The sequence below is a fragment of the Pseudorhodobacter sp. W20_MBD10_FR17 genome, assembly GCF_052119765.1.
GTDB lineage: Bacteria > Pseudomonadota > Alphaproteobacteria > Rhodobacterales > Rhodobacteraceae > Pseudorhodobacter.
The window spans coordinates 16,815-37,305 of record NZ_JBGQOQ010000032.1 but is presented as its reverse complement, the minus strand read 5'-3'; the positions used below and the strand labels follow the sequence as shown (position 1 = coordinate 37,305).

The 20,491-nt window shown below is 57.2% G+C and carries 17 protein-coding genes and 1 pseudogene; 5 read left to right on the top strand and 13 right to left on the bottom strand.

Going from position 1 to position 20,491, the window contains the following annotated elements; genetic code table 11:
• Positions 1-76: 76 nt before the first annotated feature.
• The 3 genes and pseudogenes from ACEN2J_RS17150 to mobC form a co-directional block, all read right to left on the bottom strand.
• A pseudogene (locus ACEN2J_RS17150) lies at positions 77-1,065 on the bottom strand (transposase); the annotation flags it as partial.
• Between the two features lie 91 nt (positions 1,066-1,156).
• Positions 1,157-2,938 (bottom strand): relaxase/mobilization nuclease domain-containing protein, encoded by a 1,782-nt coding sequence (locus ACEN2J_RS17145; protein WP_442107407.1) that lies wholly within the window; start codon positions 2,936-2,938, stop codon positions 1,157-1,159.
• A 37-nt stretch (positions 2,939-2,975) separates the two neighbouring features.
• Positions 2,976-3,536 (bottom strand): plasmid mobilization relaxosome protein MobC, encoded by a 561-nt coding sequence (gene mobC / locus ACEN2J_RS17140; RefSeq protein ID WP_442107405.1) that lies wholly within the window; start codon positions 3,534-3,536, stop codon positions 2,976-2,978.
• Between the two features lie 529 nt (positions 3,537-4,065).
• On the opposite strand from mobC, the gene ACEN2J_RS17135 reads away from it, so the two are divergent.
• From ACEN2J_RS17135 to ACEN2J_RS17125, 3 genes are read left to right on the top strand one after another with little or no spacing between them, the layout of a single operon-like run.
• Entirely contained in the window at positions 4,066-4,791 is a 726-nt protein-coding gene (locus tag ACEN2J_RS17135; protein ID WP_442107403.1) for a nucleotide-binding protein, read from the top strand.
• The gene (locus ACEN2J_RS17130) at positions 4,791-5,504 is read left to right on the top strand and encodes a hypothetical protein (RefSeq protein ID WP_442107401.1); all 714 of its coding nucleotides are present in this window, start codon (positions 4,791-4,793) and stop codon (positions 5,502-5,504) included. The genes ACEN2J_RS17135 and ACEN2J_RS17130 overlap by 1 nt, the downstream gene beginning before the upstream one ends.
• Positions 5,501-5,716 carry a hypothetical protein gene (locus ACEN2J_RS17125; protein ID WP_442107399.1) on the top strand — a complete coding sequence of 72 codons (216 nt, stop codon included), beginning with the start codon at positions 5,501-5,503 and terminating at the stop codon, positions 5,714-5,716. Before ACEN2J_RS17130 ends, ACEN2J_RS17125 begins: the two co-directional genes overlap by 4 nt.
• 2 nt (positions 5,717-5,718) lie before the next feature.
• On the opposite strand, the gene ACEN2J_RS17120 is transcribed toward ACEN2J_RS17125, so the two are convergent.
• From ACEN2J_RS17120 to ACEN2J_RS17110, 3 genes are all read right to left on the bottom strand, one after another.
• Positions 5,719-6,432 carry a UPF0149 family protein gene (locus ACEN2J_RS17120; RefSeq protein ID WP_442107397.1) on the bottom strand — a complete coding sequence of 238 codons (714 nt, stop codon included), beginning with the start codon at positions 6,430-6,432 and terminating at the stop codon, positions 5,719-5,721.
• Positions 6,429-6,689 carry a WGR domain-containing protein gene (locus tag ACEN2J_RS17115; protein WP_442107395.1) on the bottom strand — a complete coding sequence of 87 codons (261 nt, stop codon included), beginning with the start codon at positions 6,687-6,689 and terminating at the stop codon, positions 6,429-6,431. Before ACEN2J_RS17115 ends, ACEN2J_RS17120 begins: the two co-directional genes overlap by 4 nt.
• A gap of 140 nt (positions 6,690-6,829) precedes the next feature.
• Complete coding sequence (locus ACEN2J_RS17110; RefSeq protein ID WP_442107393.1) at positions 6,830-7,234, bottom strand: single-stranded DNA-binding protein; 405 nt, start codon at positions 7,232-7,234, stop codon at positions 6,830-6,832.
• A 908-nt stretch (positions 7,235-8,142) separates the two neighbouring features.
• Between ACEN2J_RS17110 and ACEN2J_RS17105 the strand changes: the two genes are divergently transcribed.
• The gene (locus tag ACEN2J_RS17105) at positions 8,143-9,075 is read left to right on the top strand and encodes a hypothetical protein (RefSeq protein WP_442107391.1); all 933 of its coding nucleotides are present in this window, start codon (positions 8,143-8,145) and stop codon (positions 9,073-9,075) included.
• 161 nt (positions 9,076-9,236) lie between these two features.
• Here ACEN2J_RS17105 and ACEN2J_RS17100 read toward each other — a convergent pair whose 3' ends face one another.
• A complete protein-coding gene (locus ACEN2J_RS17100; protein ID WP_442107389.1) occupies positions 9,237-9,812 on the bottom strand; it encodes a PIN domain-containing protein in 576 nt (191 codons plus the stop codon).
• Positions 9,809-10,273, bottom strand: coding sequence for a helix-turn-helix domain-containing protein (locus ACEN2J_RS17095; protein ID WP_050521933.1), 465 nt, complete (start codon positions 10,271-10,273; stop codon positions 9,809-9,811). The genes ACEN2J_RS17100 and ACEN2J_RS17095 overlap by 4 nt, the downstream gene beginning before the upstream one ends.
• Before the next feature lie 265 nt (positions 10,274-10,538).
• Between ACEN2J_RS17095 and ACEN2J_RS17090 the strand changes: the two genes are divergently transcribed.
• Positions 10,539-11,927: a DUF4041 domain-containing protein gene (locus ACEN2J_RS17090; RefSeq protein WP_050521934.1), complete on the top strand. Its 1,389-nt coding sequence runs from the start codon at positions 10,539-10,541 to the stop codon at positions 11,925-11,927.
• Here the strand turns inward: ACEN2J_RS17090 and ACEN2J_RS17085 are convergent.
• The 5 genes from ACEN2J_RS17085 to ACEN2J_RS17065 form a co-directional block, all read right to left on the bottom strand.
• Positions 11,924-12,574: a hypothetical protein gene (locus ACEN2J_RS17085; protein WP_442107387.1), complete on the bottom strand. Its 651-nt coding sequence runs from the start codon at positions 12,572-12,574 to the stop codon at positions 11,924-11,926. The genes ACEN2J_RS17090 and ACEN2J_RS17085 overlap by 4 nt on opposite strands.
• A gap of 154 nt (positions 12,575-12,728) precedes the next feature.
• A complete protein-coding gene (locus tag ACEN2J_RS17080) occupies positions 12,729-13,412 on the bottom strand; it encodes a hypothetical protein (protein WP_442107385.1) in 684 nt (227 codons plus the stop codon).
• Positions 13,413-13,628: 216 nt separating this feature from the next.
• Positions 13,629-14,564, bottom strand: a complete 936-nt coding sequence (locus tag ACEN2J_RS17075) for a DUF2493 domain-containing protein (RefSeq protein ID WP_442107383.1) — start codon at positions 14,562-14,564, stop codon at positions 13,629-13,631.
• 360 nt (positions 14,565-14,924) lie between these two features.
• On the bottom strand, positions 14,925-15,956 hold the full coding sequence (locus tag ACEN2J_RS17070) for a DUF7146 domain-containing protein (protein WP_442107381.1): 1,032 nt from the start codon (positions 15,954-15,956) through the stop codon (positions 14,925-14,927).
• Positions 15,957-15,964: 8 nt separating this feature from the next.
• On the bottom strand, positions 15,965-20,341 hold the full coding sequence (locus ACEN2J_RS17065; protein WP_442107379.1) for a strawberry notch-like NTP hydrolase domain-containing protein: 4,377 nt from the start codon (positions 20,339-20,341) through the stop codon (positions 15,965-15,967).
• Positions 20,342-20,491 lie beyond the last annotated feature (150 nt).

The window sequence follows — 20,491 nt, the reverse complement described above, 5'->3', positions numbered from 1 at the left end:
CGGCAATCTGCGCGATTATGGGAAACGGGTTCTCACCGCTTAGCGTAGGATTTTGCACTCTCCGGCATCAGACCCCAATTTTGCGATCCACAAGCCAGCCAAGCATTGGCCCAGACCCGTAAGCGGTATCTGCTATGATACGTTCAGGATGCAGATCAAACTTGTTTTTGACCCGATCCAGCATCGTGCGTACCGACCCTACTTCCGCCTGCCGAATTGACCTTGTTGTCTCCAAATCCACGATCACGCTGTGATCTGTGTCGATCAGATAATTCGTGGAATACGCAAAGAATGCAGGGCCCTTACGGGCTGCAGTCCATTGGCTGGCTGGGTCGGAATGCTATGTGAACTTCGGTTCAACCGTTGTGGCTGCGCCAAAGGCAGCGTCATCTAGAACCTCAAGATACTCGCGCACAGCACGCGGCGCATCTGCTGGGGTAATTGCCTCTGCGTCCCAGTTTTCTTTGGGCGTTGAGTTTTGCTTTTTGGCATCGGCCCCCCTCTCTGCAGATTGCTACGCAATCGCCTGCCGGGCAATGGATCAGGCTTGCATCCGCTGCAAAGCGCTGGCCGCTGACCAGCCCTTCGGCAATGCACCGAGCCACGGTCGTCTCGAACAAGTGACGCAGCAGATCGCTGTCGCGGAAACGACCCCTCTCGGCATTTGCATTGCAATTGCCTGCCGGGCAACGCATGACGGTTCTTGGAGAAAGACGAATGGCCTGGCACACGGTCGGTCAAATCGAGACGGCAAAACCAGCGATAGGCGAGGTTCAGATGGACCTCTTCACACAGACGTCGCTCTGAACGAATGCCGAGGCAATAACCGAACAACAACACCCGGATCAGAAGTTCAGGATCAATCCCCTCTCATGCATTTTCAATGCATTGCCGGGCAATGGAATGGCGGCCCGTGGTGCTGTAAAATGGGGCCAGATACTGGCGGATGCCAGACAGGTCGACGAAGCGAACAATGGATCGCAGCAAAAGATCCTGAGGGACGTGATCATCTATTGAGAACTCGCAAAACAACGCGCCTTGCGCCTCTTGCTTTGGCCCCAACATCGCAATCCCTCCCGTTAACAAGGACAACTGAATCAGCCGAAAGGCCCCAAATCAAGAAGAATTTTTCAACGAAATACGCCTTTCGTGCGGATCATCGCTCCCAATCTTTTTCCGCTTCGCGCCCCACACTGCCTAACAATTCTCGTTCAGCCCTATTCGCCTCGCTCAAGGTCAGCCCAATCGCCACATGCAATTTAGCTGCAGAAATAACCGCCTTGGCGATCCACTTCCGTTGCTGTACATCCTCGAAATTCCCAGCCAGCGCGTCAGTCTGCCCGGCAGCTAGTTCTTTCATAAATCCTGCTCCATACCTTTGTCGCAACTCATCCGCGAACCGTTCAGCATGGGCATCGCTCCTGAACTCGACCTTTCCATCCGCCTGCATGATGCGCCCCATCGACTCGAGGGCTCGCAACAACCGGTCATTTTCAGGCAACCCTTCATGTATTCGTGCCTGGTCAATCAACTTGGCGGCTGTGGCGTAGAAGCCTTCAAGATCTTTGACCACCATCCGGCTTTGATCCGGCGACCGAAGGTCAGCGCGGCGTCTTCCGGATAGTGTCATCAAGTCACTGCGCACCCAGTCACGTTCTTCCCAAGCGTTGGCCGCACCCGCCTCCAACCGATCAGCTATGCGATCGCCACTGAGACCCAAGGCCACTGCTTTGGCGACGATGCCTGCTTTCAACTGATCTGCGGCGCCGGGCAGCAAATCAACGACCTCCCTGTCCCGTGTCAGTTGATCCCCATTGATGCCCGTCGCGTAAAGTGTGGACTGCGGGAACATCTGCAAAAGTTGCGCTCCACGGGCGTCGCCCAAACCCTTCACGATGTCGATGGCATAGCCATAAAGCTCGTCCTGCATTTCTTTGCGCTCAGTGACAGGCATCTTCCGGATCTTATCCTCGGTTTCCGCCATCCACCCGCTGAAATGCCGATCGAGATCCGCGCGATCCGCCGTGACCGCCGCCACCGGAAAAGGCTGCAACACCCCACCCCGGCGCAGCGCCTCTTCAGCTTTGGCGATCTTCTCGCCAATCTCGGGCAAGCCCGTTAACGCCGCCACATGTTGCAGACTGCGCATCGCATCCGCTGTACGCTCCATCGTTGCCAGCGCATCTTCCAGCGCCTTACCCTCACGTGGCCGTTCTTCTGGCACCCGACCCTCGACCCGTGCCCGCTCAATCTCCGCCCGCGATGGCCCGTAGCTCAGCAACCCCCGTTCCGCCCGAGACGTCGCATCCAAAAATACGCCTTCTTCCGCTGCAATCGCCACCATACGTTCCTTCATCACCTCGAGATTGAACGCATGCTCTTTGCCCATGTAAAACCAAGTGTCATTCACCGTACCCCGGTTGTTGATGACCATGTGGACATGCGGATGCGCCTTGTCAGTGTGCAGGGCCGCGACATAAGACCAGACATCGTCCTGATGCTCCCCCGACTGAAACATCTCAAAGGCCCAGGTCTCGGCGATCAGCTTTGCCTTCTCGGGCCGAACATGGGACGGAAAACTCATCAGCAGATGCGTCGTGTGGCCGTTCTTTGGCGACCCACGCCAATCCTCGACCCAATCGCCCACGATGTCGCGCCGCTCATCCTTACTCAGCCCCTTGGCATCTGCATCCAGCAGAACCCCATTGCCGAAGATTGAAGCCGACTTGGAAAACAGATAATCCATCTGCGCCGTTAACTCCTTGGCATTGGCCGTGCCACCCTTGCCGATCTTCTTCAGCACCGCCGCATTCGACCCCAGTGCAAACCGCCAGAGCTGGTTCGCTCGCGATGAAAAGCTAAACCCACGCTTTGCGGGTGATGAAGGACCAGTCTTCACCCTGCCCTGCTTTGGGCGCAAAAAATCCAACTCGCCCAAAACGGCTGCCGCCAAACTGGTCGGGCGCGCGCGAACCTTAACCATGGCGCACCCCTTGGGCTTCCGCAAATTTCCGGAACAGGGCGACGCCTTGGCGCCGTCGTTCGGCAATGATCTGGTTCAGGGTCTTCGCCACAGACGGCAATGACCGACGCAACTCATCCACCGAAGCCCATTGCGCCCGCACCATCGGAGCTCGACCCCGGTTCGCGGCTAAGGCGATCTGGTTTACATTGGAGCCGATCTTGCCCAGCTCGTAGCGGATTTCTTCCAGCCGCGCGCTGTCCTCCCGGCTGAACTCCAAAAAGCCGGCGGCCATTCGCACGATGGACCGCACCCCATCCGATCGGGATTTTGCCCCAAGCTGGGTACAAAGCGCGTCGAAGGCATGGAGTTCTTCAGCAGGCAGACGGCAACTGATGACCTGGCCTGAGCCCTCTGCGCTCGGACGGCCCCTTCGAGGCCCATCAAGCGGCTCGGACGACGTTGAGTCGCGTTTAATGGCAATGGCCGGTTTTAATTTCACCTTGGGTCGCGTTTCACCAGAAAGAGATTTTATCATTAATACCATCGCCGAATTATTGTAGACATATCGCATTTCCTGCCACCTTTCTTATTCCTTCTCCTTCGTAATAATCAAGCACAATCATTGCGCGAATTATGCACTTGCAGACTGTACTGACCTTGGGTAACTCACTCGCCACCGAATGCGTTTCGCTGATCGCTGAACGCACAAGGTGAGACCAGGAATATCCGCCCCAGCCATTTGGCAGGCAGTGGGTTTTCCTTGAAGGAAATGGCGTAAAGTCTTGTTTTGTTTGTAATGCGAACTCCGCTAGTCAGAGTTGTGAGTTCGGAGAAAGGATGTGTGCGATACGTCTTGTGGCATCAGGAAAATGTGTTCGAAGTTCAGACTTACGATACACGTATTGCGCGATCAGATAAAAAAGATACGCATCCAGTAATCAGATTTAGGATTAAAGAGATACGCCTTGCGCAATAAGATTTGCGCGAGCTGATTTATGATATTCACAATTAGCGTTCAGATCAAAGTGATGTGATTTAAGACAAAAGAATTAAGTGTTCGTCATTCAGAAAAATGACATCTGCAATATGAGGAAGGTGGTATGGGTTACGGTATACGTGTTGTGTTGGTGATGAACCGCAAGGGTGGGTCGGGCAAGAGTACGCTCTGCCGCGCCTTGGCCTCCGCCGCCGCAAGCCGGGGTGAGACGGTTACAATTTTCGACACTGACAGCTCTCGATCCTGCCTGAAATGGATGCAGGCGGGGCAAGAGGCAGGTAACTGGTCTCCGCTGGTCGAAGTGATCCACACGCTGGACGCCCACCTTGTGGTCGAAGCGATTGATCAAATCTACGAGCAGCACGACCAAGAGCATCTGATCCTGATCGACACCTTCGGAGGTGGATCAGAAGCGCAGGACGTTCTAGCTGTTGCCGCGCATCGAATAATCTGTCCGATGATGTTGTCTCGGGGCGATCTGAGCGAAACATTGGAGACGGCCACTTGGTATCTCAAGCTGCGCGGTCGGGTTGAAAAGCCGGATGCGCTTGCAGGGTTTTCGGTAACGCTCAGCCGTGTGCCAGTGCGGGTATCAGAGACAGAGCGCGCTGTCGCAGAGGAGTTGTTTCAATCTCTACCCGCCCTTGAGTCCTATCTGGCAAACCGCAGCGCTTACGTTCGGATGGACAAGGAAGGGCTCCTTGGGGTTATTGCGGACAAGACGCCAAACCGCGCGCTTGCCGTGCACGTCCAAAATGCCGTGAAGGAGGCCGGGGAACTTCTAGATGAGATCGACCAGCTAATCCTTGCACCGGCGGAGGTCGCATAATGGCGCAGCGCAAAGACATGATGCGGATCATCCGGCAAGACGCAGGGTTTTCGGCAAAGCTCGGGTTTGGCGCGGTGACTACGGCCAGTAAGCTTGTCGAAGAGCCAAAGCTGGAGCTTCCGACTTCGGTTGAAGCAGCGGCGGCACCAAAATCCGGGGCTGTCGCAGTCACAAAAATCGCGCGACGACCATGCAATACTGAGGGCGAACCCGACGAACGGCACATTGAGGCACCTGCAGAACTCCGGAAAGGGAGAACAGGTCCATTGGCTCAGCAAAACGCCGATGCAAAGCCATCTGATGCCACGGCGGGATCTGCCGCGCGCGGACAAGTCGTTTATGTCGCTGTATCGCTGACGGCTCGGCAGGCTCATTTCGCCGAGGCTTGGGCAATGGCTGCGCGCTGCAGCGTGCAGTTTCTCATCCGCCGTGTCGCCCAAGGTCTGCGCGAACAGGTCTTTGACGATTGGGAGCGCGAAGGAATGCCAGAAGTTGATGAGCCCCGCGGGGCGCGCGGCAAGCATCCGACCAGTGTGACCTTGACCTTGCGCCCGCAGTTCGCAGTAGACCTGACAGCAAAGTACGATCCACTTGGGGTGCTTGGTTTGGCACGGGTCATGGGCCCAGCCTTTCGTGCACGGTTTCAAGAGGCTTTCGATCTCGCCTTGGCCAAGGCGAATATTCAGACAACAATCGAGGGAGATGAGAAATGATGGACCAAGAAGCTGCGACCCTCGAGTGCGTCATGCCCCCATCCGAGATTGATGTCGGCAAGCCCGTCGAATGGATGGTCGATCCGGATCAGCGTGAGAAGATTCTCGGGGTGACCTATGAATTCAGTCAGACGGGCGAGCGTAGGACCGTCTGGTACACGCCCAACAAGCGTCGCGCAAAAGCGTTCGCGACCCTGACGGTGTTGAATTGATCCTAGTGCAGGGGCAGGATTCCTGCCCCACAGCATTTCTTGAACTTCTTGCCCGATCCGCAAGGACATGAGTCATTCCGTCCCACCTTGGTGCCGACAATCGGCGCAGCGCTCATATTTGCGGCCAATGGGAAACCCTGCGGCAAACCTGATGCACGAGATTTCGCGAAACGGTTCAAGTCCTCGACCAATTCTGGGATCAGATCCGGGGCATCTTTCACCAGCTTGGACGCCTTGGCCTTCTTGCTTTCTGCAAAGCTCATCGCAATCCGGCCCAGCTCTTCGATCTTTTCGAGGGCCGTTCGCGCCCGCGCATCGCCACTCCGCTCAATTGCTTTCCATGCCTCTGGCCGCAACCGCATTGCCGCCAAAAACCCATGCATCCAGAATTCCCAAAGGATATCGCCATTGCGGCGATCTTCGTCCATTACAGGGAAGTAGTCGCCAGACGTCATCAGCAGGGAGGCGACACAGTTATAATGCGCCATGATCAAATCAAGAATGGCTTGCATCTCTGAAAGGCTCTCAAACTCTGGCGGACCGCCCGGCCCCCAGACTTTGGCAAGCCAGACCGAGGGCGGGATCAGTTCCGGGCAAGTGATCAGCCCCGCGCAAAACCCGTCAAACTCCGTGAGGATCATCGGATCGTTCTCTTCGGGCAAGGCCATCAAGGCCGCATCAAGACGATCAAGGTTTTTATTACTGTGCCAGATCACAATGTATATCCTTTGCGCTGTTTGGCCCGCGCAAGTTTCATCAGTGCATTGACCGCCTGACCTTCGTCGAGATGGGTTTCGACCAACATCTGGCCCCGCGATCCAATTCGGCCCCATTCCCGCACAAGGCTGGCCTTGCCGAAGAGATCACTCTGGATCGCCATGCGGTAATAGCGCCGCATGTTCCGTGCAGGATCTATCCTGCGCAAATGCAGCAGAAGAGGGAAGGCTTCGAACTGATCAGACGAAACGGTCATGGCCACCTGCAATAGGATTGCGCCAAGTCTAGCAGGCGGATTCTCTGTCTGACAGCCAGGAGTTTGTAGGCGAAGACGATTTCTGGCTGTGTTTTAGCCCGGCAGGTTTCCCCGCCGGGCCTTGGGGGAGACCGCGTTCGTCAGAACGGGATCTCGTCGTCCCGGTCGACCAGCTCGGGGTCTTGACCTTCGGTGGCCTTCGGGCGGCTGAGGAAGTCGACCTTCTCTGCGATGATCTCGCAACCGTAGCGGTCGGTACCGGTGGCATCGGTCCATTTGGTGTAGTGAATGCGACCGTGGACCAGGACCTTCATGCCCTTTTCGCAATGCTCGGCGACCGTTTTGCCGAGGCCGTTGAAGCAGGTGATGCGGTGCCATTCGGTGTCCATCACGCGGTAGCCGTTCTCGTCGCGCTGGACCCGACCTTCCGAGAGGCGCGGCCGCGAAGTGGCAAGGGTAAAGTTGGTGATTGTGGTGCCGCCTTGCGTGGTGCGTGCTTCTGGGGCCTGACCGATATTGCCTGCGAGGATGACGATGTTTTGCATGGTGTAGTCTCCAACTCTCTTGTGTTCCGAGGGACCATTCCCTTCGACAAGACCCGAAAAAAGACCGTCGGTTTTGGCTTGCACGGGCAAAGGCAAAGCCGAAGACCGGAAACCCCCGAGGGCCGGGGTGGTGCGGGCAGGTGCCGCGTTTCCAAAGAAACGCTAGCCAACACGGCCCGGCCGGAGCGGGGTTGCGGGCCAAAACCGAACGGTCTTAGGGGATTTGTCAGTCGAAGGGAGTGGTGCCAGGGGCACTAGAGATCAGGAGACGGTGCAGGACCCTCGGCATGCTTGCGGGCATAGGACAGGGTATGGCAATTCCCACGTCTGCGGTAATCGGACCAATCGGCACTTGGCCATTGCGGTTTAATGCGGTGGGTTGGCGAAGGCTGCCTCAGCGCGACGATCGGCACCTAAAGGGTCTACGAATGGCGTAGTCCCAACAGTTTCAAACGCGCCTGCTGTCGCCAATGCGTAAAAGAGTGGCTAATGGTCCATGGCCGCATTCGCGGTGTCAAAATGATAGGATAATACGAAGCACCTCTTCCCCGAGCGCACTATTGCAGAAGGTTGCGCCAAATCCACACGACGCCCTGTTAGTACAAGGCCTGGGCTTGTGACGCCGCAATGAGCATAGCTGCAATAACTAATCCAGGCCGTATCGCCTTGATCCTTGGTTATGGAACACCTTTTCGCCCAAAACCTATGAGCTTATTGAAAATGTTTCGCATGAAAGTGCATTCTTTCAGCAGAAACAGCGCGATGCCACCTTGAATATGAAACCCAAAGTTTGTCTAAAAGACAGGCGTTGGTAGGAGAAAAGCTCAGGCCAAACCAGCCGAAGGACATTGTTTGGCCTGTGTCGAGCAGACTAGCCTCCGAACAGGCAACTTGTGAAAGGATATCCCATGACGCTTTCTGATCGCGCTCGGTCTCAAGTTTTGAAGCCAGATGTCGATGTGGATCAGTTCCAAAAAGGCGCCAATGACCGTAAGCGAGAAGTTTACTGGATTGGGTTTTTGCAGGGTGCTCTTTCCTCAAACCGGATAGAGAGCGGCGAAGAGGAGGCAATTCTCGCAGAAGCCGATAAGTTTGTAGAGTTTTTCGAAGACCCGGATGCGTCAGACTTAGCCGAGGATATCCGTGCCCGCTGTTTTTCTGGTCAGAACGATCTCATGGCGGCCTTGGAAAACGTCATCAATGAGAAACGCGACGAAATCCAAAGTGCCGCGCCATATTCCGAGCGCGACGAGGTGAATGAGTTCCTCGGGTTCTGCGCGGGTATTGTTTGTGACGGCTTGATCCTGAAAACCGAGGCTGAGGCGATGCTCTCCCGCTTTCACGATAGTATAGTGCTTTCGTCTTCTCTGGTGTTCCGGAATTTGTGGCGTGCCCTTGAGGCCGCACTGGCTGACAATGTCCTCACAGAGGAGGAATCTGAGGAGGTTCGGGCTTGGATCGCCCTTCTGGTTGGCGATGGCTATGTCGATACTGGAATTCCGAACATCGGTAACTCTGCTGAATTGGATGAACCAATTCGAGACGCGACAAAGATTACACTTGAAGGTGCTTGCGTTGTCCTTACCGGTCCAATGCGAATGGGCACCCGCAATTTCATTGCCAGTGAGATCGAACGCTGCGGTGGAGAAATCGGCAAGACCACAACGCGGAAAACGGACTATGTGGTGGTCTCGTCGACGGCTTCCAAGAACTGGCGAACAACGCATTTTGGTACGAAGATTGAGCGCGCAAAGGAGCTCATTGTTGAGGGTTACAAACTCCGGTTTGTCACTGAGGCGGCACTTGAATCCGCTATTCGGCTGCAAGCCAAGACACTCTAGAAATTAAGGAAATAGTGAGCCAAACAAGAGCTAAGCACTGATTGGCTCACGCCTAAGCGCCCGGATTTGCGCAGCTGAGAAAGTCTGTGTTTTCAGCTTTATTCTTCCGAGAACACACAGTTACTCGTTCCAGCCACGGATTGAGGCTTTTCTGTAACCGTTCAAATCAAATTCTCAAATTTGCGGAAGAAATCGGCGGTCTGCAGCAAACCCTGACCTTCGAGTTTCAGCACTAGTGCAGAAACCGTGTACTTCGGGTTTTTCAGCCTAACGCGCATGTCGCGTAGCGCGCCGATTGCGACCGCATGGTCGAGATCCATGGCGTTAGATATAAAATCATCAGGCGACATGACTTCGATGCCCCAATGATCAAGGATCAACTGAGGGAAATCTTTGAGATTGTCGGTAACGAGCGTATCGCAATGGGCGGCTATTGCAGCAGCCAAAACATGCTCATCACCGGGATCAGGCAACAATCCGGGAAGGTCAGCACTTGTGTTCGGAAACACCATCGCCTCGGGAAATGCCCGCTCAATAGCGCGGCGTTGACGACTGGGATCAGCCGTGCCTTTGGAAATTTCCCAAATCGCCTTTTCTGTCTCATCCAGAATGCGTTCGGACCAATACGGTCGAAACAAACCGACCTCAGCCAAGCTCAATATGATGTTTCTCTTGAGGCCACCCCCAAGGACGCAAGCATCAATGATGGCGGCATATCGGTTCATCGGGCCGCTCAAATTTGGTCGCCCTCCGCATCCAACGCTGCGAGTTCGGACAGAGCCTCGGACCGAATTTGGTCGCGTTCAGCCATATAGGCAAAGAGATCCTCAGCTCGAACTCGGCGGTGGCGACCAACGGTTGTGAACCTAATGTCACCCTTCTCAAGCAGCTTGATCAAGAAAGGCCGCGAGACGTTCAGCATATCAGCAGCTTCTTGCGTTGTAAGCTCGGCTTCGACTGGGATCATGCGAAACCCACGGCCACTCGAAATCAAACGTAAAATTTCAAGTAAGGTATCCGTGAGCGCCGGCATAAGCGTAATGTTTCGTACCGCGCCACCATCAACTGCAAGCGAGAGATCGACCGGTTGGCCCTCGGTCACCTGCGACGCTATAATGTGTCGAAGTTGATCTGCGTTGTTGATCTCAACCTTGGTCGGGAGACGGTTCGAAAACCGCTCCTTGTGTAATGCCGCCATTTCGCCCTCCTACGTCGCCATTCAGCGTCCATCTAAAGATGGTGTGACATGCAATCGAAACAAGCGCAACATTCGAATTATTCGAAACAAATAAAAGATGATCGCACACGCCTGAGGAGCTTCTAGGGAAACCTACACCGGCACAATAGGTTCGAAGGAACGAATGACATGAGACTTCAAGCCAGCAGGCAGCACGTTTCAACCTTGAGCAGACTGCCAGCTTGCGGCAAGGTTGGGGCAACGTATTGTGCCCGTAGGAGTATTTATGGATCCCGTTGCCATTGGCGTCCTTGTCTGGATGTTCGCAGCACCCGCTTTTCTAATGCTTTGGTTCCTCAGCCGAAGAAAGCTATCAAAACTGACCGCAGATACGCTACAGGCCACAGCGCTACAGGAAGCTGCTCTCGCGCGAAGTGCGGCAGAACATGAAGCAACGAAGGTCAAATACGCACCCGTCATTTCGCAAGAGACCGAGGTTGCACGACTGCAAGCCGTCGCAAGCACCTTAGCGTCCGATATCGAAAAGTTGCGGACTTCTTATGCCGAAAAACGCAATCTGTTTGAGCGATTGGAACAACAAATCGCCATATATGATGAGCGTTTAGCCTTTGCCGAACTTGGTGTTTATGAACCCCATTTTGACTTCACCGACAGCGAGGAGTTCAAAGCCAGCATCGTGGCTGTGCGCGACCGCCAAAAAGCGATGATCTCGGCAAAGCGAGCAACGATCTGTCCAAATGAATGGACGGTAGAAGGCAGCAAAGCCAAAGGCCAAACCATGATCAATCGTCAGACACGTCTCACTATGCGTGCCTTCAATAATGAGTGCGAGGCCGCTATCGCAAACGTACGATGGAATAACGTGGTTGCGATGGAAAAGCGCATACACGCAGCGGCTAGCGCGATTGACAAGGAAAACACCTCGCTCAATCTCACCCTTCACAATGGCTACGTCGCACTTAAGATTGAGGAGCTGCGGCTGACCCACGAATATCGCGAACGCCTAAAGGCCGAAAAGGAAGAACGGACTGAAATGGCACGCGCAGAGCGTGAAGAAAAGAAATTGATCGCCGAGGCAGAGGCTGCCGAGCGCGAAGAGGCCAAATATGAGGCGTTGCTTGAGAAGGCGCGCAAAGAGATCAACGGCGACGGCAACCTAAAACGCATTGAAGAGTTGGAAGCTGCCCTTGCCGAAGCACATGCAGCGAGCGAGCGCGCGCGAGCAATGGCGGAGATGACGCGTTCGGGCTATGTATACATCATTTCCAACGTCGGCTCTTTCGGCGACGACGTTGTCAAAATAGGCCTGACCCGCAGGCTCGATCCAGATGACCGGGTGCGTGAACTTGGTGACGCAAGCGTTCCGTTTGGTTTTGACACCCATGCCATGATCTACAGCGATGCCGCACCGACCTTAGAGACGGCTTTGCATAAAGAATTTGCTGACCGGCGGATCAACATGTCGAATTTCCGTAAAGAATTTTTCCGAGTGTCACTCGATGAAGTTGAAGAGGCCGTCGCTCGCTTGGCCCCAACCGCCAGCTTCTTCAAGGATCGGGAAGCACAGGAATGGCACGAAACGTTGGCACGTCGGAATGTTGAGCTTTTGGACCTGCAGTCCGCTGCGGCAAAGAGCTTTCCTAAAAGTATTTAGGTGCCGTTGCCCAGCCCCACGGATTGGGCTGCATTCTTCCTCGCCGTCTTATAGCGGTGCCGTGAAATTTGCGCTGCGGCAATATCAAGCGCGTCCAGATTAGGGCAGAGGTCCGGCAAGTTATAGTGAGCAGAACCCTCGAAAAGTAAGTAGGCTGCGGCATCATATACCATCGCCGCCCACTTTTCCTCTTCGAAATAGCCGAGGTAAATGTGATTGCCCCCTCCTTTGATCTGGGCCTTCCACTTTGCTTTCGCCTTCGTTGTAGCCACTTTTGATACGCCCTTATATTGCGATGTTGTATTCCGCTTGGGACGCCTGTTGCGCATGACCGCCTGTCGACCGACGCGGTTTTCCAAGTTGCAGACGCGGCAATCCAAGCTCACTTTGTTGATGAAAGAAACTTGGTTTACATCATCAAAAGTCAGCGTTGGCTCCGCCAGCGTCAAAACGTAGCGCTGTAGCGAGATCCGCAGACCATCGATATCTGCCACGACGTGGATATGATCGCCGCGCGATATCACTGCGTACCAACGATGGGCTCGCGTTTGCCATTCAAAGCGCTTGTCCACGATGGCTTCAAGACCTCGGGATGTCTCGATCAGCGCGATCGTTGCAGGATCAAGTGACTGAACCAGCGTGTACACCGCTGCTCTCGTTTTTTCTATTAGACTTTGCATGGGGATCAATCTGGCTAAACAGGTTGATGTTCCATCTTCACTTCAACTCGGGATCTTCGCGGCGAAAAGAACCGGCACCCGCTTGATTGCGAGTGCCAGTCGATCACAACCGATCGTATGATCAGACCGTAACGTTTTGAGCGTCAGACTGCTCCCCTGTGGGGAAGGGCTCATCAAGCATATCAAGTGGCGAAGCGCCGCAGAATGGGCAGTGCCAGAGATTCTGGGCCATCTGGAGGCCGGTTGACTTGCCGTCGCAATGCAAACAGTACCAAGTTTCGGCGCGAACATGATTGAGTGGGTGCATTGCACGTCCCTGTGCATCCGGCTTGGTCGAATTCCTCGGCCAATCTCTTGCGATTTCACCCCTAACCTGCCGTGCTTTCCACTCGGCGATCGGCAGCGCTTTTGCCACAAAGTTCGGATCTTGAATCGGATTGTTCTTGAAACGCCAATCTGTAATTAACAACTGCGGTTTACTGGAGGGCGCCTCTCCGATGTAGATACACCAGCCGCGCCCCCTCATCCTCGTATCACCGAGGACATCGTCAAGCTTATAAGGGTGCAGGCCGATGAACCCCTCGTCAGGGTAGCTTTCTTCGCCACGTAGAATTCCTTCAACCGTGGCGATGTCGTCGGCTGTCGGTTGCCAGCCTTGCTTCGCTTTGCTGGCAAGCGCATGCCAATGTGCAAAGCCGATCGCTTGCGCGGCCCTCTTATGCACATCATGAAGTTCCGCGCCGCTTGCCCGTGCACAATCCTTCGCAACGCGCTTTAGGTCTTTAAGGTAGTCGTGAGCAGTCATTATCCATTCCAATTCCCGGATCCGACTAGGTGCCCGCTACTAATCAGACCCGTTCGAAAAAGAACGGGATGACAGGGATAAAGCACTGCTAGGCTTTGCATGGCGGACACACTGGCCTGTGCGGAAGGCCACGAACAATCTGGCCCATACGAGCAGTTAGGTCAAGTACACTCACGATGCTCAGGGCTGAATCAACCGGTGAGAGTAAAAGGGGGCTTACGCCCCCTTCTCGAACTTCAGAACCGGGATGCCGAGTTTTTTGGCCTTGTCGGCAAGGTTTTCCTGAATGCCATTGCCCGGGAAGACGAGCACACCCACGGGCAGCACGTCCAGCATGGCGTCGTTGCGCTTGAAGGGGGCTGCTTTGGCGTGTTTTGTCCAGTCTGGCTTGAAGGCGACTTGTGTGACCTTGCGGGCATCGGCCCATTTGGCGGCGATGAGTTCGGCCCCCTTTTGGCTGCCACCATGCAATAGGACCATATCGGGATATTTGGCCCGAACCTGGTCGAGCTTGGCCCAGATCAGACGGTGATCGTTGAAGTCGGTCCCGCCGGTGAGGGCGATCTTGGTGCCTTGGGGCAGCATCACTTCGTTTTCCGCGCGGCGCTTGGCGGAAAGGAAATCGCGGCTGTCGATCAATGCCGCCGTCAGGTGCTTATGGTTCACCATCGATCCAGAGCGGGGACGCCAGGTTGAGCCTGTGTGCAATTCAAACGCCTCGGCGCTGCGGTCGCGGAAAGCTTCCAGACAATGGCGCCGTTCAACGAGGCCGGTGCCTTCGGCCGTCAGGCGCTCGAGTTCAGTCGATTTAACCTCGGAGCCGTCTTGTTCCCGCTGCAGGCGGTGTTGCGCCACTTCATTGTCGTCGAGCAACCGTTCGGTCCGGGCAGCTGCACGGTGGAACAGGTTGACCTGGCCCCAGAGCAATTCTTCGAGGTCGGGTTCCATGCGCGTGTCCGCGAGGGTCGCAACGACAGCATCGAAGATATCCGTGACTGCGTCGATGAGGCGCTCTGGCTCCGGCATCGGGCGCAGATCGGGTTCGTCCTGGAAGGCACGGTGCCCGTAAAGCTGAAGCTCCTGAAGAGCCCAGGCGGTTTGGGAAAGGGTGGGGTTGGGATCAAAGGTTTCGCTGTGGAATTGGGTCGTCATGGTTGTGTGCCTCCGGCTGCTCGAGCGCGCGCGACATCCCGCGCGGCCTTCATGGGCTGCGAAAGCCGTGGGAGGGGACGCCCCTTCACCCCCTCTTTGGGGCCGGAACGCATGTGGAGGAGGACGGGGGGCGGCTGATTTGTCTCGCGATGCAAAGCGGGGCTCGTCCCCGCGGCGGAAATCAGTTGCCCCCCGTCCTTGAAGGGGCGGCCCCTTTGACGGCCGCCTGCCCATCTCTTGAAGGACGTGCGGATGACTGCGCGGGTTTGACAGCCGGGAAATGGGACAAGACCACGACCCAAATCCCTCGGCGATGCATGCCCCCTGCCCCACTTTGCCAGACCGTTTTTGCTTGGGGGCTTAGATTTGTAGGCGGTCCTGATCCTCGGACCCGATCTGCGCTGCCAAATGTTGGCGCAGTGCCTCGCGGCCATAGGCACGGAGATCATCGTTGAAGTCCCCAAGTTGCGGCTCAAGGACAATGGCCTGAACCCCGGCCTCGGAGGCTCTGGCGCTCAACCTTTCTGCCGCGCGCGCACCCGCCGGATCGCGATCGACGGCAATGTAGAGGCGCTGCACCCCTTCGGGAATGATAACGGCTCCGAGATGAGACGACGAGAGCGCCGCCCAGACGGGCAAGGACGGCACGGCCTCGCGGACAGACAGCATGGTCTCGATGCCTTCGCCCACGACGAGGATGGTGTCACTCGGGCTCAACCTGACGGCATTGCCCAAGATGTGACCCATGGCCCGACGCGGGGTTTTCACGGCCGCTTTGTCCTGACCGTCAGGTGCAAGCCACGTGCGATGCACCCCCTGCAAGACCCCTGCCGCATCGGTGACGGCTGCGATCATCGCCGGTCTGGGCGCGGGGTTCAACTGGCCTTCTTCCCGATGCCAGCACTTTGGATGGAAGCGCAGGGCTGAGTTTGGCACCGCTTGGGTGAGGCCCCGCGAGCGCAGGTAGACCTCTGCCAGAGAGCCCGCCACCGGCACAGCCGCCGCGAACAAGCGCGATGCGGCCTCGGGCGTGCCCGAAGGAGATTTTGGCCTACGCGGGTCAATGGCGTCCGGGACAACCGGCTGCGGACGGCCAAGATGCGCGCGCGCCTCGGCCAGAAGGTCGGGAAAGCGGGTGATCCCTGTGCGCTCACGAATGATGTCGAGGAGATCGCCATGCTGGCCAGTTGCTCCGTCTTGCCACTTGCCCCGCGCACCCGGTCCAGAGGTTGGGCCAGTCAGCCTGACAAAAAGCGACCGCCCCGGATTGTTTTGCAGATCACCCACCATCCAATAAGATCCTTCCCGCCTCCCGGCGGGAAGATAGTGACAGCAAACGCTGTCGGCATTTTGGGCAAGCGCGCGGATAAGATCGTCTGTTTCCAATGACATAATACCACTCAACAACCATTGCGTGCATGTAGCCCCTGGATGGGGAGACGTGCAAGTAGGCGCGTGATCACTTCGACACCGCTTGCGTCACTCGGACAGAAGAGCCGCAACTTCCAGGCAATGATTTCCGAGAAAAAGCCATCCGCCTTGAGCCGGTCTTTCTGGGCCTCCGAGAAGCCAGAGAGTTCAATCCGGTCCACGCCCATGACCCGCGCACGGTGCAATTCCAACCCTTCGGCCAATTGTACCTTCGTTTTACCCCCGTGAATGAGGGCATGCACCTCGGCAGCCGTGAGGTTTGGCGCTTCACTGGCAAGGGTGGTCGCAACCCATGCGGGCGAGACACGGCGGCCGATGATGCGCTGGCCGTCATCGGTTTGCAGGCGGTACACGCGGGTTTCGTCCTGGGGAAGCTGTTTCCAAATCGGCAGGAGAAGCCCCGCTACGATGTGCAGCGTGGTTTCCGAGAATTCGGGGACCTCCTCCAGTTCGGTCACCCAAGCCGCAGTGAACGTTATGCGGTCCGCTTCCACCCATTGCGTGTCCTCCATTATTTTGGCCGGGAACGTGCTGGCCTCGGTTGGGCGGATCAACCGCAAGCGCGGCTCAATCGTGCCGTCGTCCAGCATCAAGCTGGTCGCGGGGACCTGCACTGCGGCGCGGCCCGAGCGGCTGTTGACCAGAAGTCGCGCCTTTGGGTCCTCAAGCCAGTCGAGTGCCTCAGCAAGCGACAGCGGCGTATTGCGCTGCTTTTGCGCGATGGTCAGAAGCTGGGTTTCCGCACCAGAGCCGGGATGGGTGTAAATGACGCGCGCATCCGTAACACGAAAACTCTCTGCGCGCAGGGTCTCGAGACCGAGGTCGTAGACTCCGGCAGCGATGGCGCCTTCGATGCGCTGATCAAGCAATTCCTCAAAGGCCGCAAACAGCACCGTCTGCATTGCAATCGTCAGGGCCAGCAGACGATTGAGAAAGGTCGTGATTGGCGGCAACTCGTCTTTGAGGCCATTGTCATCGGTCAGGTTGAGACCCGTGGCCTCCTCAAAAGCCTGAAGCGAGCATCCCTGCACATCGCCGCGATAGAGCCTTCGATAAAGTTGGCGCAAGGCATCGCGGGCATAAGGCGACTCAAGATTGTCCTCAGGCCGAAACAACCCCTGCCCACCGGTCTGGCGCTGGCCGCGGGTGATCGCCCCCAGCGTGTCGAGACGGCGCGCAATAGTGCTCAGAAACCGCTTTTCCGCCTTCACATCTGTCGCCACCGGCCGGAACAGTGGCGGCTGCGCCTGATTGGTGCGGTTGGTCCGCCCAAGGCCTTGGATTGCGGCATCGGCTTTCCAACCTGGCTCGAGAAGGTAGTGAACCCGCAAGCGCTGGTTCTTGGCCCCAAGATCAGCATGATAACTGCGCCCCGTGCCGCCCGCGTCGGAAAAGATCAAGATGCGCTTTTGGTCATCCATGAAAGCAGCAGTTTCCGCGAGGTTCGCAGAGCCTGCGCGGCTTTCCACGACAAGCCGCGCAGCATTGCCCTCGCCCTTGCGCACAATCCGACGCGAGCGGCCTGTGACCTCGGCCACCAAATCCGTGCCGAAGCGCTGCACGATCTGGTCGAGCGCCCCCGGAACCGGCGGCAGGGAGGCCAAATGTTCGATCAGCGCATCGCGACGGCGTACAGCCTCGCGACATTCGACAGGCTGGCCGTCGCGCGTGACAGGCCGTGAGGAGAGATTGCCCTCGCTGTCCGTGAACGGCTCATAAAGCTGCACCGGAAAGGAATTGGCGAGGTAGTCCATGACATATTCGCGCGGCGTGATGTCAACGCGGATATCGTTCCAGTCCTCTGTCGGGATCTCTGACAGGCGGCGCTCCATCAACGCCTCGCCTGTCGAGACGATCTGGATCACGGCCGCATGGCCTGCGGCGAGATCGGCGTCGATGGCGGCGATCAGGGTGGGGGTTTTCATCGAGGTGAGCAGATGGCCAAAGAAACGCTGCTTGGCAGACTCAAAAGCCGAGCGCGCGGCGGATTTGGCTTGGCGGTTTAGCGTGCCGCCAGACTCTCCTGTTATATTCGAGGCTTCCAGTGCGGCGGAGAGGTTGTTGTGGATGATAGCGAAAGCCCCGGCATAGGTATCATAGATGCCACGCTGCTCAAGGCTGAGCGCATGTTCCAGCATTTCGTATTCAACGCCGTCATAGGAAAGCGACCGCGCGGTATAGAGGCCAAGTGCGCGTAGGTCTCGCGCGAGCACTTCCATGGCGGCAACACCGCCGGCCTCAATGGCTTCGACAAACTCGGCGCGGGTGGCAAAGGGAAAGTCTTCCCCGCCCCACAAGCCAAGCCGCTGCGCGTAAGCCAAATTGTGAACGGACGTTGCCCCGGTGGCCGAGACATAGACCACGCGGGCGTTTGGCAGCTTGTGCTGCAAGCGCAGCCCCGCCCTACCTTGCTGCGAGGCTTGCACATCGCCGCGCTCGCCTTTCCCACCTGCGGCATTGGCCATGGCATGACTTTCGTCAAAGACGATGACCCCGTCAAAATCGGCCCCGAGCCAATCGACAATCTGGTCGACACGGGACTTTTTAGCCCCGCGCTCTTCCGAGCGCAGCGTCGCATAGGTGGTGAAGAGAATGCCCTCGGCCAGCGGAATGTCGCGGCCTTGCGCAAAGCGCGAGAGCGGCGTGACCAGCAGGCGCTCTTGCCCGAGGGCTGACCAATCGCGCTGCGCATCCTCCAAAAGCTTGTCGCTTTTTGACACCCAAAGCGCCTTGCGCCGCCCTTGCGCCCAGTTATCGAGCAGGATCCCGGCCGATTGGCGACCTTTGCCTGCGCCGGTGCCATCGCCCAAAAAGAAGCCGCGCCGAAAACGAACGGCATCGGTGGCCTCAAGGGGCGCCGCCGAAACCAGATCTCCGGTTTCATCAACAGTCCACGATCCGGCAAGGTAACCGGTATGCGCTTCACCCGCGTAGATCACCGTCTCAAGTTGGGCGTCTGACAAAAGGCCATCGCGCAAAATGGCGGCGGGCAGCTTGGGGCAATAGCTGGGTCTTGGCGGCACAACCGAGGCCATTGCGGCGGATTGCACCAGCTTGGTTGGATGTGGCACGGCACCGGGGATGTCGATCGCCTGAAGGCGAAACGTCTCATAGATCGCATCCGACAATCGCGCAGTTGCCCCGTCTTCAACGCCGTCCCGCAGGGTGTAGGCAAGATCCTCGGCTTTGATTGGTGTGGGTGATCCAGACGAGGGGGCTGCAGCGGCGGGACGCGGTTTGCCGGTGGCGGTCCCAGCGAGGCGGGTAGTTTTTCCCGGAAAGGGGGAAGAGACGCGTTGCCCTACGGGTGAGCCCGGTTCCGCGCTCAAGCGCGGTGGCACCTCGGCAGTGATCCGCGCCATCAGGTGAGCCACGTCCTGTGCCATGGGTTGGGAAAGATCGGCGGTGATTCCGCCAAGCTCGCCACCCCGGCATTTGTCAAAGACAGATATCCGCGTCTCGAAACTGGTGCCATGTTTGGCGAAGGCGCCACCAGACACTGCACCGGTGAAAACCAGATGTGCGCCCCCAGTAAGTTTAGCGAAACTTGAACCCCAAGCTGGCACGTCGGGCGCGAAGCCCGCCCCAGTGATTGCGACCAGCCGTCCGCCGGGGGTAAGCCGCGACAGGGCTGAGCGGATGTGCCGGGCCGTGGCCTCCGTGTTGCGCCCATCGACATTGGCTACGGCGGAGAACGGCGGATTCATCAGGATGACGCTTGGGCGATAACTTCCGTCGAGGTGATCATCAATTTGCGCGGCGTCAAAACTGGTGACGGGTCGGCCCGGAAATAGCAGCCTCAGCAAATCAGCGCGGGTCTCGGCAAGTTCGTTTAGGCTCAGAGTGCCGCCAACGATCTCGGCAAGGATCGCCAGCAGACCTGTTCCAGCCGAAGGCTCGAGAACAAGGTCGCGCGCGGTGATCTGCGCGGCGACGAGGGCTGCAAGCCCCATCGGCAGCGGCGTCGAGAATTGCTGGAAGCGCTCCATTTCTTCTGATCGCCGCGTATGGGTTGGCAGCAGGTTTGACACCTTGGCGAGGATCGACAACAGAGCGGCGGATGATCCTGCCCGCACCATCAGCGCGCGGCCGAATTTGCGCAGGAAAAGGACAAGTGCTGCTTCGCAGACCTCATAGGCCAGCTTCCAATCCCAAAAACCTGCGGCATCCGAGCCGCCAAAGGCGCGCTCCATTTCCAGGCGCAAACGCAGTGCGTCAATCTGAAACCCCTGTGCCAGATCGGATTGCAGGGATTGCGCAACCATCAAGATCGCGTCGGCAGTGTTGGGGGAGTGCAGCGGGGCAACCGGCGGCAACGCAGTTGCGAGGGCAGTTTGAAACGTCATTGGAAAACTCCGGAAAAGGATCAAACCGGCAGGGCGCTCTCTCTGATCCCCTCCGGCTTGCCCCTCCCCGGCTCCTCTCTGCCTCTCAACACCCTATTCCCGCTTGAGCGGATCTTGATTTTGTTCCCTATATGTTCTACACTAGAAAGA

Coding starts and splice junctions, on each gene's coding strand:
- mobC (WP_442107405.1), bottom strand. CDS start 3,536: ATGCGATATGTCTACAATAATTCGGCGATGGTATTAATGATAAAATCT.
- ACEN2J_RS17135 (WP_442107403.1), top strand. CDS start 4,066: ATGGGTTACGGTATACGTGTTGTGTTGGTGATGAACCGCAAGGGTGGG.
- ACEN2J_RS17130 (WP_442107401.1), top strand. CDS start 4,791: ATGGCGCAGCGCAAAGACATGATGCGGATCATCCGGCAAGACGCAGGG.
- ACEN2J_RS17125 (WP_442107399.1), top strand. CDS start 5,501: ATGATGGACCAAGAAGCTGCGACCCTCGAGTGCGTCATGCCCCCATCC.
- ACEN2J_RS17115 (WP_442107395.1), bottom strand. CDS start 6,689: ATGACCGTTTCGTCTGATCAGTTCGAAGCCTTCCCTCTTCTGCTGCAT.
- ACEN2J_RS17110 (WP_442107393.1), bottom strand. CDS start 7,234: ATGCAAAACATCGTCATCCTCGCAGGCAATATCGGTCAGGCCCCAGAA.
- ACEN2J_RS17105 (WP_442107391.1), top strand. CDS start 8,143: ATGACGCTTTCTGATCGCGCTCGGTCTCAAGTTTTGAAGCCAGATGTC.
- ACEN2J_RS17095 (WP_050521933.1), bottom strand. CDS start 10,273: ATGGCGGCATTACACAAGGAGCGGTTTTCGAACCGTCTCCCGACCAAG.
- ACEN2J_RS17090 (WP_050521934.1), top strand. CDS start 10,539: ATGGATCCCGTTGCCATTGGCGTCCTTGTCTGGATGTTCGCAGCACCC.
- ACEN2J_RS17080 (WP_442107385.1), bottom strand. CDS start 13,412: ATGACTGCTCACGACTACCTTAAAGACCTAAAGCGCGTTGCGAAGGAT.
- ACEN2J_RS17075 (WP_442107383.1), bottom strand. CDS start 14,564: ATGACGACCCAATTCCACAGCGAAACCTTTGATCCCAACCCCACCCTT.
- ACEN2J_RS17070 (WP_442107381.1), bottom strand. CDS start 15,956: ATGTCATTGGAAACAGACGATCTTATCCGCGCGCTTGCCCAAAATGCC.
- ACEN2J_RS17065 (WP_442107379.1), bottom strand. CDS start 20,341: ATGACGTTTCAAACTGCCCTCGCAACTGCGTTGCCGCCGGTTGCCCCG.